The sequence below is a fragment of the Bacillus sp. FSL M8-0063 genome, assembly GCF_038005545.1.
GTDB classification, from domain to species: Bacteria; Bacillota; Bacilli; order Bacillales; family Bacillaceae_G; genus Bacillus_A; species Bacillus_A wiedmannii.
Genome location: NZ_JBBOTJ010000001.1, coordinates 2,118,775 through 2,138,434, shown reverse-complemented (window position 1 = coordinate 2,138,434; position 19,660 = coordinate 2,118,775). Strand labels below are relative to the sequence as shown.

General features: G+C 31.5%; 14 protein-coding genes and 1 pseudogene. 1 reads left to right on the top strand and 14 read right to left on the bottom strand.

The genetic code is table 11. The annotated features are described in order from the left end of the window. Positions 1-181: 181 nt before the first annotated feature. The 7 genes from MKX31_RS10710 to MKX31_RS10680 all read right to left on the bottom strand — a co-directional run bounded on the left by MKX31_RS10710 (position 182) and on the right by MKX31_RS10680 (position 10,472). Positions 182-3,352: an ATP-binding cassette domain-containing protein gene (locus MKX31_RS10710; RefSeq protein ID WP_258126102.1), complete on the bottom strand. Its 3,171-nt coding sequence runs from the start codon at positions 3,350-3,352 to the stop codon at positions 182-184. A 79-nt stretch (positions 3,353-3,431) separates the two neighbouring features. After that, the gene (locus MKX31_RS10705) at positions 3,432-3,911 is read right to left on the bottom strand and encodes an SRPBCC family protein (RefSeq protein WP_064475309.1); all 480 of its coding nucleotides are present in this window, start codon (positions 3,909-3,911) and stop codon (positions 3,432-3,434) included. Between the two features lie 97 nt (positions 3,912-4,008). Then, positions 4,009-4,746 carry a hypothetical protein gene (locus MKX31_RS10700; protein ID WP_064475308.1) on the bottom strand — a complete coding sequence of 246 codons (738 nt, stop codon included), beginning with the start codon at positions 4,744-4,746 and terminating at the stop codon, positions 4,009-4,011. Between the two features lie 79 nt (positions 4,747-4,825). After that, entirely contained in the window at positions 4,826-5,383 is a 558-nt protein-coding gene (locus MKX31_RS10695) for a class I SAM-dependent methyltransferase (RefSeq protein ID WP_064475307.1), read from the bottom strand. Between the two features lie 119 nt (positions 5,384-5,502). Beyond that, positions 5,503-7,740, bottom strand: a complete 2,238-nt coding sequence (locus MKX31_RS10690) for a SpaA isopeptide-forming pilin-related protein (RefSeq protein WP_103655350.1) — start codon at positions 7,738-7,740, stop codon at positions 5,503-5,505. A 153-nt stretch (positions 7,741-7,893) separates the two neighbouring features. Further along, positions 7,894-8,700: a class C sortase gene (locus MKX31_RS10685; protein ID WP_103655349.1), complete on the bottom strand. Its 807-nt coding sequence runs from the start codon at positions 8,698-8,700 to the stop codon at positions 7,894-7,896. Between the two features lie 92 nt (positions 8,701-8,792). Beyond that, a complete protein-coding gene (locus tag MKX31_RS10680) occupies positions 8,793-10,472 on the bottom strand; it encodes an LPXTG cell wall anchor domain-containing protein (RefSeq protein ID WP_088046642.1) in 1,680 nt (559 codons plus the stop codon). A 572-nt stretch (positions 10,473-11,044) separates the two neighbouring features. Here MKX31_RS10680 and MKX31_RS10675 point away from each other — a divergent pair. Further along, positions 11,045-12,271: an AraC family transcriptional regulator gene (locus MKX31_RS10675; protein WP_064475303.1), complete on the top strand. Its 1,227-nt coding sequence runs from the start codon at positions 11,045-11,047 to the stop codon at positions 12,269-12,271. 298 nt (positions 12,272-12,569) lie between these two features. Here MKX31_RS10675 and MKX31_RS10670 read toward each other — a convergent pair whose 3' ends face one another. The 7 genes and pseudogenes from MKX31_RS10670 to yqeK form a co-directional block, all read right to left on the bottom strand. Continuing rightward, positions 12,570-15,236: a M4 family metallopeptidase gene (locus MKX31_RS10670; protein ID WP_340980765.1), complete on the bottom strand. Its 2,667-nt coding sequence runs from the start codon at positions 15,234-15,236 to the stop codon at positions 12,570-12,572. A gap of 208 nt (positions 15,237-15,444) precedes the next feature. After that, entirely contained in the window at positions 15,445-15,819 is a 375-nt protein-coding gene (locus MKX31_RS10665; protein WP_001059012.1) for a hypothetical protein, read from the bottom strand. A gap of 108 nt (positions 15,820-15,927) precedes the next feature. After that, positions 15,928-16,776, bottom strand: a complete 849-nt coding sequence (locus MKX31_RS10660) for a GNAT family N-acetyltransferase (protein WP_000617082.1) — start codon at positions 16,774-16,776, stop codon at positions 15,928-15,930. Between the two features lie 102 nt (positions 16,777-16,878). Next, the gene (locus MKX31_RS10655) at positions 16,879-17,514 is read right to left on the bottom strand and encodes an SDR family oxidoreductase (protein ID WP_340980762.1); all 636 of its coding nucleotides are present in this window, start codon (positions 17,512-17,514) and stop codon (positions 16,879-16,881) included. 15 nt (positions 17,515-17,529) lie between these two features. Continuing rightward, entirely contained in the window at positions 17,530-18,270 is a 741-nt protein-coding gene (mtnN, locus tag MKX31_RS10650) for a 5'-methylthioadenosine/S-adenosylhomocysteine nucleosidase (protein WP_098102356.1), read from the bottom strand. Further along, positions 18,267-18,949, bottom strand: a pseudogene (locus tag MKX31_RS10645) (DUF3885 domain-containing protein). Before MKX31_RS10645 ends, mtnN begins: the two are co-directional and overlap by 4 nt. A 13-nt stretch (positions 18,950-18,962) precedes the next feature. Next, positions 18,963-19,571: a bis(5'-nucleosyl)-tetraphosphatase (symmetrical) YqeK gene (gene yqeK / locus MKX31_RS10640; RefSeq protein ID WP_064475299.1), complete on the bottom strand. Its 609-nt coding sequence runs from the start codon at positions 19,569-19,571 to the stop codon at positions 18,963-18,965. Positions 19,572-19,660 lie beyond the last annotated feature (89 nt).

The following is a 19,660-nucleotide window of genomic DNA, read 5'->3' as shown; positions in this document are numbered from 1 at the left end:
TTTCCTCCTATGAATTACATCTACTTCGAAGCTCAACTTCATCTTAAACAATGACATTGTGTGAGAGTCAACTACTTTTAATGATTTAAATAATAATTAAATGCGTTATATTTATATAATTAAAATTGCATATTTTCGTTTTTATAATCAATTATGCTAATCAACATATTAGTTGTTTCGCTTAATTATTTATCTCCAGACATTCATAAACCGCCATCATATCTTGTTTATCCAATTCACGAATGCGATTAAAAATTGGTATTTGCGAAACATCTTCTGTTAATAAGCTTTCATCCACAACATCACAAACTTTTCCAGTTAACCATGTTTGTACATCCACGCTCTCAACAACTTCTTTTAGTCCTTCGTCATTAATACCAGTTGCAGTACAAGTTACACATGGAATTGTTAGTTTAAATACACCATCATGTAGATTATCTTCCGTTATAACTTTCTTTCCTTTACAGAATGGACATGGATTACTTTTTTTAATTTTATTAATTTGGGTAACTAACTTTTTGTATCCAAACGCTTCGTATACATACGTAAGTTTTTTATATTTACCATTTGTGAAATACTTATCTATAATGTTTTCTCTCGTTTCATAAACATTAGGGAAATCACAAACAGTTACTTGATTATTAACACTAATGGATTCGATATTTCCTTTTATTTCGTCCCAGAATGGTAAGACATTTTGTAACACCATTTCGTAGTTTGAAAAGCTTGCCTGTTCTAATTCAAACATTTTCAGTGCAACTTGTGCTTTTCTTGGCAATAAAGAAACATCTTCTGTCAATCTCATATCGCCACCAACAATAGATTTCAATTTTTGAAGTGCAGGTAAATCACCGACTATCTTCAACACTTCATCAATAGGTTGATTGATAATTTCACGAATATCGAAGTTAGCAAATTTAAGCGGTTTTTGATGATTTAATACCGTTCCCTCACAAATTGGACATGTTATCAATTCTTTAGAAGTCTTAATTTCCTCTTTAATAGCTGCTTTTGAAATAACAATATATCCACCAATAATCGTATTAAATCCTACCCATGTTCTGCGTGTCTTTCCTTTTTTATCATAAAATGATTTTTCAAAATATCCGTACCAAAACGTATGCTTTTCTTCTTCTGACATATCATTATAGCTCTTTGATAAATCGTGACCAAGCTCATTTTTAATTTCTTCAAATAAAAATTCTATTTTTTCATATTGATAAAATTTTAATACTTTCATGATTTCCGGATCAAATAAACCATCCCAAAATGGAACGTTTTTATCTTGAATTGCAATATCTTTATCAAAAACTTCAATTTGAAGGCGTCCAGAACAAGATGGACAATGATTGTCCTGTGAATAGAAATCAAAACTTCTCGTATCTTTATTAGTTGGATGAGCAGCTACAATATGATTAATTAGTCCACCAATTTCATATAAGAAACTATATTGACTATATAAATGTCTTTCAAGATCAATAGCAACAACAGGTGCAATTGTATCAGATTCATATTCACTATAAATTAAACGGGCCATTGATGATAAACTTTTTAAAATACCACCCTTATAAATATTTTCGGCATTTTTAAAATAGTGAATATGATTTTCTTCTAAATAGTGAACGCCTTCTTTATGCTTAAGTGCTGAAGAAATATGTATTTGCTCTGCATTATTCACACTGCTTTTTTGACGATAATAATCTTCATGACTTACTACATCAAGATGCTTTATAGATTCAAGCTGTCTTTTCCCGAAATCTACAATATAATCAGAGCTTTCTAACATATAACTATTATGTTCAATCATGATGATAGAGACTGATTCATCTTGTAATATCCCTCTAACACTATCTATAAATTGGTTTAAAATATTTTGTGATAAACCTTTTGAAGGCTCATCAAAAATAAATAATGTATGTGGATTTCTTGTGTTTGCAAATAACTCCGAAACTAAATGAACACATTGGAACTCACCTGTTGATAATGTTTGTGTTTTTCGTTCTAACGTTAAATAACCTAGTCCTAATTTAATTAATAGACTCAAGCGTTTATACGCAATATCTTCATTTGGGAGTTCATCTATAATATCCTCAATCGAACGCTCAAAAATATCATCAATTTCTTCGCTATACTTTGTGAGTTTCTTTTTAATATCTAGGAAAGTGGCTACAGTTGATCGACTTGTAATGGATTGATTTCGATCTTGTCCTACCATAACTAATTTATCTTTTGGATATCGTTTCAAGAAATCTGTAGCTAAACATTCATTGACAAGTGTAGATTTCCCGCATCCAGATTCTCCAGTAACCGTCACAAGCCTATTTTTAGGGATTTGAAACTCCGCCATTTGGATATTACGGCAATTTAATTCATGGAATGTATAATATTCTGTTGGTACTTCTTTATTTAGATCCGACAGTATTGGTTTTGGTCTTGGCGATTCTTTCACAATTTGTCCACCATATTTTCCGCTACCAGGTCCAAAGAACAATTGCTCATCTGTTGTATCCAGTACAGTATCTGAATGATCAATGAGCCAAATTTGATTTTTACACCCTAACTGCTTAATCTCTTCTAATATTTGTAATAATGTTTCATGATCAAGTCCAACTGAAATCTCATCAATAATAATTACAGCATTTTCGCTTACTGCCATAAATTCAGCTAAATATAGTCTTGTTAACTCTCCACCTGACAACGTACCCATAATTCGATTTAATGTTAAATAACCAATGTTCATATTAATTATATTTTTCAGTATATGTTGCTTTGCTTCACTAATATTTAACTCTTCCGCTAACGAAAGAATAGACTCAACACTTAAATCATTAATATTTGAAATTGTATGTGGTTTAGCAAATAAATCTATCGTATGTTGTTCGATTTCTTCGCTATAACGTTTTCCCATACATTTTTTACACTCAATATTTTTAGTAGTACCTCGGCCTTTACAGCCAGTACACCAGCCTAACTGGTTATTGAATGAAAAAACCTCAGGTGAAAGATGAAATACATCAGCAAGTTTTTCACGTACCTCTGTGAAAACACCAGTATGTGTACCGATTGTTGAACGTGGATTGGAAGAAATCGATGATTTTCCTAGAAAAAGAACTAAAGGCATATCTTCTATCTTAATAGCACTAAAATTCGTTTCCATAATGTTAGGAAATAAATATTGATATTCAGCCTTTGGCAATAAAGAAACTAATCGTTTTTTTGATTCTTCACCAATCGTTTGACAAAAGGTTGTTTTACCTGATCCTGATAAACCAGCAATTCCAAACGACTTATTAAATGGAATAGCTGTATCTAATTTATTTATGTTATTAGCAATTAATTGATTTACTTTCATATTAACCTCTATTCTTATTTTTCATGAAAACCATTTTTACAATATAATAATTACATAATAAATATATTATCTTACGTAATTATCCTCTCACTTCAAGAACCTTATCCTTATATATTTCAAACCATTGTTGCCATTCATCTTTAGAAAATTCTTTTTCTTTCCCTTCTAGTACGGAAGAAAAAAGATCTAAGCAAATATGCCAACCAGCTATATCTTTCGGTGTATGATCAGTTAATACATGAATGTACTCTTTAAGAAGTAAAAGAGTCCCACTTTCTTCTTTATGTATTTCAAATCGGACACGATCTTTATCCCAAGTAAATTCAAGTACTGAATTTACTTGACACTCTAAAATATCAATATTTATAAATGAACCGTCCATCATGTCGAACTTTATTATTCCACCCGTTTTAAGACTTTCAATTTGTAAATTAGACATCCATTTTTTAAGCTTACTGTTTTCTGTTAAAACAGACCAAACTTCCTCTATCGAATATGAAAAATAACGCTCAAATTGTACTACATATTCATTACCTTGTTTATCTATTACAGCTAACATTATAAATTAACCTCCTTTTCGCCTAAACGAATGTACGTTCTATTTTTATTTTACATGATTTCAATAAAAAAGGAAATCACTATTACATCCCATTAATTTAAGAGGTTTTTGTTAACTCCAAAATTGATCGACTTATTATATATGAGAGCTCTAATCTAATTGACCATGCTTTTATCGGGTCAATAATATTATCTTGGTTAAGGTTGTTCACGTATTTTAAACCTTCTACCGCAATGTAACCAATATTAAAATCTGTAAAAGTATTTATAATCATTGGCCATTCTCCATCAGTCATTCTGCATTTAGAATATTTTATTATGTAATCAATTGCTTGTTTTGATAACGCACATGAACCAGCTGTAATATCTACTTGTTTCCCTAATTGTAATGACATAATTTTATTCGATACTGTTTCTGTAATTTTCCATTCTTTAGGATGTGTCTGAAAAGCTTTCTCCGTTCTGCCAATGATTAAGTAATCTACATCAACTATATTCTGAATGAACGAATTAAGCTCAGCTGGATATTCTTTAATCCAAGTTAGCAAACGATCAAAATCACAATAGTGATAGTAATCATGATTATAGTTACTAACAAACTTCAAAGAATCCCTACGTGTGTTCCCTACTCCTAATTTTTCTACTATATTTATATGGAAGTTACATTCTGCTAGTTCTTTTACAACCTCTTTTGGTGTTACGTTACTAATTGTTATATATTTTTTATCATAATTTAAATTTAACAATTCCTCTTTTAGTTCTTTTATTGTAGATAATAAGCTCCCTGTTGGATCATGAGTAATGCATGTTAATACCACTTGTTTTATAGGTTGCATAGTATATTCATCCCCTTTGCAAAATAAAAAGCAGAAAGAACACTTTCTGCTTTTTATAATTAATTGCTTGAAAAACTTATCATTTAATCGCATCAACAATTAAAGATGGAAAACCAAGTTTATCACCTTTATTTCTAGAATCATATCTTTTCGAACGGAAAATAACACCGTCATTTGCATCCCATTCGTTGTAATAAAACTGACCATTTTCATCACAATATTCAAGTAAAAATACCTCAAATCCAGCAATTTTAAACATTTCCGTTAATGTTTTATAATTATGAACAATTTTATGACTTGCTGCTGGATGATCTTTCGGACCAGGTCCGCCTATTTGAACTATATTTTGGTATGCTTCGTCTCGGAAAAATGCATCAGGAACACCGCACCGAATGTGCCCTGCTGGCTTTAAAAATTCATAACAAATTTCTGCTGCCCTTACACCCTCTTCAAACGTAAGGTGTTCCCATACATGCTCAGCTAAAATAGCTGAAATAGAATTGTATTCAAATCTTTCTTCCCACGTAACTTTATCTAGTAAATTAAGTTCATCTTCTTGCGTTTGTATCCAACCTGGATTATTATTAAACACCCCGGCTCCGACTACTACTTTAATTTCATCTTGTTTTGTTCCCATCACTTTCACCTCGTGAAAATTTCGATTTATTAATATATTCTATGTTTACTATTATCCTTCCTTCTTCAACAAATTTAGTAGCATGAATCTAGTACAATACCGAACTCATCCCCTAAAAACTATCTAATGTAACGATTTTTCTTACAGAAATATAGCACGCCAAACATTAGCACAAAACCAATCACGTAAAAACTTGTTGTTCCGCTGCCACCAGTATTAGGGATTACCCAATTATTTTTCACATTTTTCACTGTTAGTTTTTGTGTCCTTACCGCTTTTGTAATTTCTATTTCTATTGGATCTCTAAGTAACATATATCCGTTTGGCGCTTTTATTTCTTTAATCGTATACTTTCCAAGTACTAACTGGTTGGAAATCACCTTTCCTTTTTCATCCGTTGTTAATCTAGTAACTTCTTTACCTTCTTTATCTAATACTTGAAATACAGCACCTTTTAGTTTTAAATTAATATCCTTATCATCAACTTTCTCAATTTCAAATTGCCCAGTCGGGTCTGGTAATTTCTTATTCCCTATTTTAATTTCTACTACTGTATCTTTTTCTATTTTTACAGCTATTTTATCTTTTAATAATTCATAACCTTTAGGTGCTTCTACTTCCACTAGGGTATAGTTACCTATTGGTAATTCCTTTGATATCACTTCTCCTTTTTCATCTGTTACTAACTCACCAACTACTTTTTTATTTGAATCTTCAATATGAAACTTTGCCCCTGCTAGCTTTTTATTTTTATCGCTCGTATCTACTTTTACTAACTTCATTTTCCCCATTGGATCTGGTAATTTCTTATTCCCTATTTTAATTTCTACTACATCTTTTTCTACTTTTACAGCTATTTTATCTTTTAATAATTCATAACCTTTAGGTGCTTCTACTTCCACTAGGGTATAGTTACCTATTGGCAATTCTTTTGATATCGCTTCTCCTTTTTCATCTGTTACTAACTCACCAACTACTTTTTTATTTGAATCTTCAATATGAAACTTTGCTCCTGCTAGCTTTTTATTTTTATCGCTCGTATCTACTTTTACTAACTTCATTTTCCCCATTGGATCTGGTAATTTCTTATTCCCTATTTTAATTTCTACTACTACATCTTTTTCTACTTTTACAGCTATTTTATCTTTTAATAATTCATAACCTTTAGGTGCTTCTACTTCCACTAGGGTATAGTTACCTATTGGTAATTCCTTTGATATCGCTTCTCCTTGTCCATCTGTTACTAACTCACCAACTACTTTTTTATTTGAATCTTCAATATGAAACTTTGCCCCCATCAATTCTTTATTATCATTATTACTATCTACTTTTTTTATCTTTACTTTTCCCGTACTAGGCTTGTTCCAATGTTGCCAATAAAATTTGAAATTGTGAAATTCAAATCCACCAGTTTGTTGTACTGCACCGACAAATGCTTGTCCATTAATCGAACCGCCTTTTGTTTCTAATACAGCATTTGGAGCAAACATACTCCCAACGACACCATATCCCTCTGTTGTGATCTTTTTTGCATTAGGAAAAACCCAAATCACCTTCCCGTATAACTCAGTGAACGGTGAATTAGGAGAATAGGGTTGTGATGTAGGAATTATATCTGTAGCCCTACCAATATCGTTCGTGTCATATAAGATAGCACCATTTTTAAATGTAACCTCTTTTGCATCTGAATACATAACGATAAAATCTTTTCCTTTAGCATTAGGTAAAAAGACATCTCTTATATCTAAATTGATTTTCCCTACCAATTCTGATGAAACATAAATATTAGGATTGTTTATATCTTTTCCAATTCCATAACTCATATTTGGAATTGGGGTATTCGTTTTATATTGACCTGCATTTTTACTGACTTGGTTCACTATGTTGTGAAATTCATTAAATTTCGCGTCAATTTCTAGTTTTTCTTTATAAACGATACGATCATAAGAAGATTGTATGATACGATCTGGATCACTCTCTTTTGTCATTACGACTATTCCATTTTGAATGATAAAAGATTCCTCTCTTGATTTTTTAAATTTTCCAGACAATAACAAGGATGGATATCCCTCATCATCCCATTTTTCCCCAACTATATTAGATGTTCCCGCTGCTGCACCTACAATTGTATAACCAGATGCATCCATATCACCTTGAACTGCAATTGCTCCTTCAATGTCTCCACCTACTGCTATATGGTTACCAAAGACAACAGCATTATAACGCGATATATCCCCTAGACCTTCTAAGTTAGTCGTGGATCCATATGCTTCTTTTGGTGCATATACGACAAAACTTACACATAACATTAACAAAACCATAAAATGAATACTTACCAACTTTAATCGTAACCTCAATTCCTTTGTTCCCACCTTTACCGTATTTTTTCTACAGTCGAATAAAGTGAAACTTTTTTCCGTGAGGATTTACTTCATCCCCTATATACCTTCTTTGCTTATCTCTGGATTTTCGGTCCCACTGCCCATTAATACAGGATAAATAACTTCATTCTATCGAGTTAATTTTTTCTTATAAATTGCGACTAGTAACACACAGAATAATAGGATTAAGACTACTACGGTCCACTTATTAAACATAAATATCTCTTTACGCATTTTTTGTTTTACTTTCTCGTTAAACTCCACACGCTCACCTCGAACCAGTAATCTATTTGTATTTACTCCATAAGGCGTACATGTAATTAATGTTATATAATCTTTATTTTCCACAATTTTCAAATCGTCCGTTTCGTGTGGTAACACTACTTTAATTTGATCTACTTTATAAGCAAGAATTTTGTCTAAAGAATGAATATAAAAAAGATCTCCTTCACTCAATTTATCTAAATCTGTAAATAATTTTGCTGATGGTAAACCACGATGCCCTGTTAAAATAGTGTGCGTATTTTCTCCACCTGCCGGAAGTGAAGAATAATCTAAATGACCTACCCCGCGACTCAAAACTTCCTCAGAGGTCCCTTGATAGATTGGCAGTTTTATATTAATTTTCGATATTTCAATATACCCCATTACATCACCTAAATTTAACGCATCGACATACGCTTGATGATGATTATTTTTTTCTTCAGAAAATGGATCTGCAAATGTTTTCATGGAAGTTTGAACTTGTTTATTATATTCGGTTGCTTCTTTTTCCCTACGTTCAACTTCTTTCTTTTGTAGTGCTTTGATCTTCTTATCGTAGGAGCTAATCTCAGAATAATGTGCACGAGTCGCCAACCAATTACTAATAGTAGGATATAAAAAAATAGCTAATCCAAATAAAAAAATACCTCCTAAAACAAAATTTCGTTTCATATTTCCACCTCTGCATATACTAAAATATTGAAAAGAGGGGAGCATTTTGCTTCTCCCCTTTTCACATCACTTGGTTACATGTTCCTAAAACCTTAATTATTAGCAAACTTTTTTCTAAAGAAAACAAATGCCGCTGTAGCCATTAACGCAAGGCCTAGTACAGTAAATAGAGTCGTTCCGATACCACCCGTTACAGGAAGAACCCATCCACTTTTATTATTTTCAATCGATAATTTAACCGTTTGATTATTTTCGCTAATCTTTACATCAATAGGGTCCTTTAATAATTGATATGAAGCTGTTGTACCATCTTCTTTTGTATAAGTTGGTGCTTTCGTTTCAAAAATTTGATAGTCTCCATACGGAATGTTAGTCCATTTAATAACACCATTTTCATCTGATACACCTGTGACTTCTTTACCTGCCACAACAACTATTTTTCCATTTTTATCTTTAAGTACAAACTCCGCACCTTTTAATTTCTTCTTATCAGCACCATCAACTTTTGTTAACTCGATAATTCCAGTTGTCGGAACAACAACTACAGGTTTAGATTCCTTTTCTCCAATTACATCATTTTTATTTATAAAATCAATTTTTGCTGTATTTAAAATTTCCGAACCAGATAGTACTCCTTCTTTTACTTGTGATTTAATTTGTAAATGAAATTCTTTTTTACCATCTAACTTTGTGAAATCTTTTACTGTAGCTGTTACTTTTTGGCCTTCTACAGCTACCTCTACAATACTTGCATTTACTTCCGTTCCATCAATTTTCACGACTGGTTTTCCTTGAATCATTAAACGATTGTCTAAAGTATCTGTTACTACATATTTTTTGTATTCTTTAATGTCTTCTGGAATTAATGTTTTGATATCATAATTGTAATTAGTTAACGGATTAATTGGTAACGCTTCTAAATCCCCGTTAATCTTTTTATCAATATTTGGTTCTTCATAGTTTTGCACTTCTACTTTAACTACTGTACCAGAAGTAATTGTTCCATCTTCGTTAATAGTTCCGGAGTTCTTTATAAAAAACTCGTGTTTAGTCGGATCTAGTACATACCCTTTCGGCGCTTTTGTCTCTTGGAAATAGTATTCCCCATACTCTAATCCTTGCACGCGAATATGCCCATTACCATCTGTTGCTAACTCTTTTTTCACTTCTGTACCATCTTTTTTAAATAAAGAGAATACTGCACCTGCTAATGCTTTTTCATTTGCACCAGTCTTTACTAAATCAACTGCACCACGTTTAATCTCATTTTTCGGATACATATGAACATCATAGTTTAGCACTTTACCCTCTTTATTCGTTAATGGAATATCCACTGTATACGTATTTGGATTTAGGTTAACATGCGGAGGTCCTGCCACTTCTTTCACTTCATAACGTCCTAGCGGAAGATCTTTTAATACAGCTTGTCCGTTATTATCTGTTACTACTTGAGTTGGAGTTGCTCCCATTATAGGCTTCACATCTTCTTTCACGATTTTCCCATCGTTTGAAATTTTTTCAAACGATGCAACCCTTTTCACTTCAAACGTTACACCTTTTAACGGTTTCGCATTTGTTGGTACCTCTTGATTTGCAGAGCCATCACCTTCTAGCCCCGGTGCGCCATCTTTTTCTTTTTCTTTTTCTTTTTCTTGTTCATATTTATGAATCGTTAAAGTACCTTTGGATGGTGAAGCTGCCTTTACTAATACACTAGACCATGTAGAAAATGTTAAGAAAAATACTAAAAGCACACTAAATATTTTTTTCATTTCTCTTATCCCCTTTACTACTTCTATCATTTTAAAAATCTCTTTATTACTATTACCCTCTTAAAAGCAATAGTGTGCCAAGTACCAGATTTAAACGAGTAACCTAAAACATAGTCGTCCAACAATCCATTGTTTACAATCACTTATTCACTCTTCTTATTTTCTATTATTACGTTGTCTCTCCGTATGATATATGTAGTTTTCCCCCTGAATTACACTTATATCTCTACTTCGAAAATCGTTACATATTAACTTCTATCGAAAATTCACATTAATTACTTAACTTCAATTCATTAATCTCTCCCTTCCTATCCCTATTTAAAATCCAATCTTAATCATTTTTGATACATATAAGCAATGAACAACGAATAAGTGTGACAATTCATATTTTACGTTCCCCCCTAAAACTATTACCTGTATATTCAAATAATATGTGCTAACCATGTTAAATTATGGTATTATTCTTAGAAGTTTATAATTTTTATAGATAAAGTTTTTCCGTTTCTACTTATTATGAAAAAAGGGAATATATAAACATTCAACTATTACACACAACTGTAAGGAGGAATAATATGACTAAAAAGCTCAGTCTAGTTGAGATAGAGTACATTTGTAATATGTTTTTCCAATCTTTTGAAATTCCAGTTTGTTTTTTAGATTGTAACAAAAATATTCTTTTAGAATTTACATCAAAAGATGATTCACATTCGTTCTATAAATCAAAAATAGAACAGTTACATGTGCTTTTTCAAAAAAATGATTCATTTAATTCGCCTATCTTCAGAATTCACCAATATTTAGGGCACTTCATTTTAATTCACATAAAGAGCCATTATATAGTGAACGGTACTGTTATTATTGGGCCCTTGACACATGTAAATTTTTCTACAAGTAAAACGGATAGTAACCTTAATTTTATTTCGAATTATAAAAGAACAAGAGACCATTATTTTTCATTGTCAGTCAAAGATCAAAATTTCTTTGTAAATATAGCAATATTGTTCTATAACATTCTCTATAAAAAAAATTCAGATGTAAGTACCTTTTCAAATAACAGTGACTCATTTCATGTAAGTCATAGCAGTATCTTAAACGAGGATGTATATATTTCAATGCAAAAAAACGAATCTATCTGTCATAATTTGTATATAGAGAACCAACTACTTGGAGCTATAGAAAACGGGGATAAAGAAAGCGCACTCAAATATTATTACGAATTCCAACAAGAGACTCTTTCATCCTTATCTTCATTTCATCAATTAAGACGTCATAAAAACATTTGTATTTCATCCATCACACTTGCTACTAGATATGCTATAAAAGGAGGACTTCCTTCCGGGATCGCTTACAAGATTTACGATCTACACATTCAAAAGACAGAGGATTTAAAAGACACACAATCTGTTTGGGATTTATTAAGAAATGTTTTCTGTACTTTTGCAGACTGTGTAAAAGCACAAAAAGTACAGAAGCACTCAAAGACAATCGCTATTTGCAAAAACTATATTTTTGAAAATATTTACAATCAAATATCTGTTAAACAACTTGCTAAATTTGCAAACGTAAATTCAGATTATTTATCTATATTATTCAAAAAAGAAGTCGGTATTTCATTAATTGAGTACATTCAACGTGAACGAATCGAAGAAGCAAAAAAGTTATTAACTTTCACAACCTATCCCTTATCAGACATATGTGCTTCGCTCAACTTTAGTGATCAAAGCTATTTTACTAAAATTTTTAAAAAATTCACTAACGAAACACCTGGTAAATACCGAAAATCTCATGTTGTCATATAGAGTTAAACTTTCATTAAAACAAAGTGTTTTTAGTAACTTATCAATGGCAGATTAGAATTACTTCCACACTCATGGCCTTTTGAATTTAGGCTATTTTTAAATCAAAAAAACACGTTACTATTCTTTTATTTGAATGAGAATAGTAACGTGTTTTATATGTAATGTAGGTCTGTAGGCAAAACAGTGTCCAGGCACAAAGTTTTATAGAAGCCAAATACACTACTTAAATACTAAAATCTTATTAAGTAAAAAATTCATCTAATAATTATTGTGTGAGAAATAATCCCTACTATTATTTTTATATCTTTCTAAATTTGCGAACCAAAGTGAGTACTGTACTGACAATAATCATCCATATGCCCATTGCTGTACTGTTCGTTTCACTTGCACCCGTGTTGGGAAGCTCTTTATATGTAGATTCTTTTTTATCAGAATTAATGCTGTTCGGGATATTACTGTTATTAGTAAGACCTTTAGCTTTGCTAGTATCTTTATCCTTCACTAATACTTTTTGTATTGCATGTATCTCATTACCTACAGAATCTGTGACACTATATATTATTTTAAAAGTACCAGCTTTAGAGGGATCTACATCTCCTTCATAAACTACTTTAGAAGTAAGGTCACCGTTTTCCTTATCAGTAGCTGATACTCCTACCATTGGATCGAATTGATCCCCCTCAGTAATTGTAGTTGTAGCAGGTACTTTTAGTATTGGTATTTCATTTTTAACTTCATCTCTAACTTTGACCGTTACAGTTTGTTCCGCAGTTACTTTATGACCTTTAGAATCTGTAACTATGTACGTTAATACGTAAGTACCGGCTTTAGTGCTATCTACTTCAACATTAACTTTTACTTTAGAAGTAAGGTCGCCGTCTTCTTTATCAATAGCTAATACCTTTGCCATTGGATCGAATGAATCTCCTACATGAATTGTCGCTGCAGTAGGCACTGTTAATGTAGGGTTTAAATCTAATGTTTCTCCATTTCCCTCTACAATTACAGTCTGTGTAGCCGCTGTATGTCCCCCTTGAGAGTCAACGACCGAGTAGTCCACAATGTATGTACCTGGTTTAGAAGTATCTACATCGCCTTTATGTTTTACTTTATTTGTTAAATCACCATCTTCTTTATCAACAGCTTTTACGTTACTCATCGGGTCAAACGTATCACCTATACGCAGTGTAATTGTAAACGGTACAGTTAGCTCTGGGATTTCGTTTTCTGCGTTTTTTTCGTTTTCTTTCACTGTTCCTTTAATTTTTGCTGCATCAAAAGCTTTTTGAACCGCTTCAATCTCAATTGAGTTCGCTCCATATTTGTTTGTTGCAACTTTAAGACACGCTAATCTTAATTCAGAGAAATTAGAAGTCATGTTCAATTCATCAGTATTTGCATAATAGAAAATATCAAACATTTTATCTTCACCAATACCATTTACAGTTACACCGTTATGAGTGCCACCTTGTGCAATTAAATACGCGACTTTATTAATAATACTTGAGTTGAAATGAACGCCCTCATTATCTTCTCCGTTTAAATCACTGTATTTGCTATAATCATCTGGATACGGTACTCCATTAAAAAATTTGACTGCAGATGGATTTTTCATATTACGAAGAGCTGATCCAGTTTGTTCTCCTATTGTCCAATTAAATTCTCCATTATTTATATATTTCTCAATAGCCGTTCCCATAATATCAGATAATGCCTCGTTAATTGCTCCAGATTCTCCGGAAAATTCAAGATTAGATTCGCTAGATGTAACCGCATGTGTAAATTCATGGCCCGCTATATCAAACGCTCTAACCATTGGATCACCATATATAAGCATACTAACATTGTTAACATTAGCACTAAATGCATTTCCCCAATTTTTAGGATCATCTATTTCTCCAGAATCCCATGCATGTACAACTGAAACTACTTTTTTCCCCTTATTATCAAAACTATTACGCTTATATTTGTCTTTATAAAAATCATATACGTTTGTTGCTAAGAAATGAGCACTTACCGCTTTTGGATCATTAAATGTTGTTGAAGTGCTAGTTGCTAATATACCAGGATAATATTTACCTTCTAAAGTAATATCTCTATAATTTACATCGTACGTCTCAATTCCTTGCCCCCTTGTGTAATCAGCAAGCGCATATTTCCCGTTACTTTGTTCAGAAATACCGAATGTACGAGTTATACCTAAATCATCTTTTCCAGTTCCGGTTAATGATTTAAAATTGCTTTTTTTACTCTCCTTAATAGCTTCAACATGCTCTTCACTTACTTTTAAATCTGACTCTTGCACCATATTTTTCAACATATCACCATTATGAGCATTCACTAAATAAGTTCCAGTTACATAGTTTGGTGTTGCAGCAGCAAATGTAACTTGATATGCATTGCTAGCCTGCCCATTATTTTCAGTAACAAAAATAACTTCCTTAACTTCTGGTTCAGAAATAAATTTAATATCGTTCCCGTATTTCGTATAAATATATTGTTTTGCTTCTTCTTTTGAGAAAGTACTAGTGTTCTTTAAATCTACCTGTGTTAAATTTTGTGCACTTTCTCCTGAAATACTTTTAATAATACCCTTTTTATCTACATGGGCAGTCAATTGGTGTCCATATACTTCTTTACCTTCATATATTTGTTGCATACGCACAAGTGTAGTCCCATCATAAGAAGCACGTTTTTGAACAACTTTGTAATCTACTCCTTTGTCCCCACTAACTTGTTTTGGAGACAAAGCATGCTCCGCCTTTTCCTTAAGTGCATCTTTCACTACGTTCTCAGGCATCTTTTGTGATGGTTGTGTAAGTGCACCTGTACGGAACGAATCCTCATGAATTTCAACTTGCATTTGACCCGTTTCTTCTGCATAAGCTATTCCATATGGTGTTACACTTGTTAAAACTAACCCTGTTGTTAATGCAACTATAGCTATTTCTTTTTTATTCTTCATTTTATTTTCCTCGTATAATTTCCTAAAATATGAAACTGCTTCAATGTATTCCTATCAAAAATAGAAAAAATAAAAAGTACATCACATTACGCAAAACTGTATTATAAAAAGATGACTTCTGTAATCAACAAAAGTCACCTCTTCAATATGTCATATCCCTAATATATTTTTAATACATACTTTCTATATGAAAAAGAAAAAGTATTCTTTAACGAGCATTTTGCAATACTTTTATTAGGTCATTTATATTTTCAACTTTTTGCTGAAACTGATCAAGCCTGTTATGTAGCAATGAAGGATTCTTATCTTCAGTTGAAATAACTTTTTTTAATTCTTGTTCTAATTTATCATATGTATCAAAGAAATTATCAAATTCTACACTTATAAGTTCTTCATTTTCACGATAAAATCTTTTTGCTTCTATATAAGTCATATATGATTTATTTAAAAACCCTAATGAAATTAAATATTTAGAAGTGTTTTCTTGATAAATGGCAATATCACATGCTATTTTAATATCAGAATAAGTCTTTTGAACGAAACAATGTAATTCAAAAATCTTAAACTTTAATCCATTATTCATTTCATCCCCTCCCATCCTATCTATTTTACATAAAAAAAGAATATTATACAAAATAAAATATCAATATAGCACAAAAATAAAAAGCGAAATAATGACTCCTTTCGCTTTTTATAACAATACATACATTTCATATTGTGCTAATGAATTCTTTTCAAATCCAGTTTTCTTTAAAAACCCTTCCAGTAAATTGTTGTTTGGAAACCCAATTGATAAACTTGATACATGTAAGTTTTCTCTTGCTACTTGTAATAATTTTGATCCAATACTACGATTTCTATAGTCTTTGTCTACGAATATAAAACTAATTTTACCTTGTTCATTCATACATATTGAACCCTTTAAATCATTATCGACATATGCACCGTAAAATGTATTATTTGTTTTTTCGATATAATCCATATCATTTTGCCAATTTATATGGAAGTGTAACCATTTCTGAATTTCAACTTTAAAAGCTGGAAATTCTAATTGTTTTACTTCAATTTCCTTACAATCTTTATTTATTATTTTAGTCATATCTTTTAAATTATAATAAGATAGATCGTACACTTTTTCATAGCCTAATTTCGTATAAAAATGAATCGCTCGGTCATTGCCTACAATGACTTCAAGAAAAAGTTGCTTACACTCATTTTGAAGCGCCTCTTCCTTATGCAGTTCAAATAATTTTTGACTCACACCAATACCGCGGTAATTAGGATGAACCGCTAATGTTCCACAACGCATTGTTTTTATGTTTTCATAATCCTTTATCCCGCCAAGTATTACACCAACAGATTTGTTACCGTCTAAAGCAAGAAAGGAATGTTTTAGTGAATTCCCTTCTGGTCCCAAAAACCTTTTTATAAAATCTTCTTTTGAAACTTCCATTTTAATAATGTAATCTGAAAATCCATCTTTAAAAGCTTCATACACTAAATCTATACTTACTTCACTGCATCTTTTGTATTGAATCATATAAAATTCTCCCCCACTTACTCGTGTTAAACTTAGCATTCAAATACGTAAAATGTACTAGTGCCAATCTACCCATCATTCTTTAACTTTTAATTAAACCATTTAATTTGAAATAAACGGGCACTTCCCTACATATCTCTCACTGTTAATTTGTTTTATCACAAATGGTGCAATATCACTATTTTGAATTTTGATTCCTGGCATATCTACTAAACTCTCCTTTATATTTCCAATGCTCTTCCCTTCCATAACAAATGGTAATCTAACAATTGTCCAATCTACATCACTGCCTTGAATAGTTTGCAATTCTTTATATTTATCTTGCATCATCTTTGATAAAAATGCTTTAAACAAGGTAGCTCCTATTTTATTTACAATTCCCTTTTGATCTTCTGTAACATCTAAAGAACCACCAGAAATTAGAATATATCGTTTTATTTCAAACTCTTTCATTGCTTCTAAAATATGCTTTGTTACTGTGCTAAAAATATAAGATTCATTTTTTGGTTGACCTACCGCATTAATTACAGCTTGACACCCTTGAAGTAATTCACGTATTGAAGAAAAATCACGTGCATCTCCAATAATAGTCTCTAAATTTTCATTAGTTATCGTCATATTATTAGAATTTCTTGTTAATATTTTTAATTGATATCCCTTTTCTAATGCTTCGTTTACAAGGAATTTCCCAGCTTTCCCGTTTGCACCCAGAATAGCTATTTTATTTGTACTTTCCAATATTAATCCCTCTTACTATCTATTATTTACTACATTAATCTCATACACACGTAAAAAAGCAATTAAATGCTCGCACGCTCGTTCACACGCTAACATTTTAAAGATTTTTTGTTCCTCTTTCGTTTTATCATTTGCTTGATCTGAAGCAGCTTTTAAAATGAGAAAAGGTTTTTTATTGATTTGACACACATAAGCAAAAGCTGCCACTTCTTGATCAACCGCCAATGCTCCATATACAGTATGGAGTAAATATCTCATTTCTGAACTACGGATACGTTGATCTCCAGATAAAAATGTACCATAATGAATCGGATCATAAGATCGTATCTTTTTTATTCTTCTTACAAGTGACTTTGTTGTTTCAATAGGTGCTGTTCTACCATTATATAAATTAAAAACATCTTCCCCCGAACCAGCAGCAGTAACGTCGTGTTGTATTGCATTAAGGGCTACTACAATATGTCCATTTTTCACCTTATTTGATAGACTTCCACATATACCTGTCATAAACAACTCATCTGGCTGAAATTCACTAATTAATAATTGCGCACAACTAGCACAGCTTACTTTCCCAACTCCAGTTATAACAGAAATAATTTCCAGATCATTGATATAATGAAAATGAAATTCCCAAGCTGCTCTTTTTTCAATGCGTTCACTTGGATAATATTGATGCAAATACGTAAGTTCTGGTTCCCATGCGGCTACGATTGCAATACGTTTCATTACACGCTTCACTTCCCCCATTGTTGTCATGTAAATAAGTTATCTATACTTTCTCGTTCATAATCTGGAATCCACTCTTTATATTTCTCATATAAATTTCGTATTGTTTCTTTATTCTTCGCAATTACTTCACATCCTCTATCATCATAAACAAACATGATAATATCTTTCGTTGCATTTATGAGAAATACATCTGGATAAGAAATCTCTTCCTTACGTCCAAAACGAGGATTAAGACCTGGAAAATCTTCATGATTCGCAGCTTGAATAAGCGGTTTATACTTTATATCGCTAGCAAAACATTTTAACGAAAGTTGATATGTACAATATAAATTAGCTTCTTCATCTTCAAATAGAAAAGGTACTGTTTCTTGTCTTATTTGGAACTTTAAATCCCTCTTTTTAATAAATCGATTATATACATTTATTTTCTGCGAATTTTTCACGTTTTCCTTTTTAAATCGATAAACATTTATTACTAAAAACACTTCATCTTCTTTTGAAAATATATCTTCAAATAAGTATTTATTATATGTATATAGTTGAGTGAAGTATTCCATATTTACATCGTCGGTTCTTTCGACATTTCGACATTTGGACATTTCCCTTTCCCAAAATGAAAATGCAAATGATTTTTCCACTGAAAGTATATATGTGGTACTAATGTAACTCCAGGAAATGTTTGATTCATATATTCTTTTAATTGCATTCTTATACCCTTTCTACTCTACAATTTCTTTTAACTGCCAATATGCATCATCTAGCCACGGATGTAAAACTTTCAACGTGTCTCTTCTATCCCACAAATATGAAATATATGAAAAAGCACCATGTTCTAAAGATTTTTCTAATCCTTTTTTTACTTCTACTAAATAAGGTGGTGTCCCATTATGATCCCACTCTATTTTATCAGCAACAAATAACACTAAATCCATCTTCGTTGCATGCTTACGTAGTGTAGTATGACAATTAATTGCATTTAAAATTTCTTCATCTTCCACTTTAAATATCTCTTTTGCAATTATTTTCGACAATTTTTGATGAATAATCATCGGGAATTCTCGTTCTTCTAGTAATATCTCTATTCCAAATTGTTCAGCAACTGCAACCCGCTCTTCATTCGGAAAGATTGCACTAATATCATGTAAATATGCTGCCATTGCTGCCTTTTCCTCGTTTTCATGATACTTAATCACAATTTTCTGGGCTTCATTTGCTACCCGAATTGAATGCTTATATGTAAGTTCTTTATTGTATTTTAATAGAAAAACTTTTATATTATTTTCAATTTTTCCAGTCGGAGTAAATGAATAAATATCTTTATATAACATCATAAGTCCCCCTTCTTCCAAACATTCAATATAACGTTGTATTTAAATATCCTTTTTATTTGTATTCGTTATGAATGTTTTAATCCCTT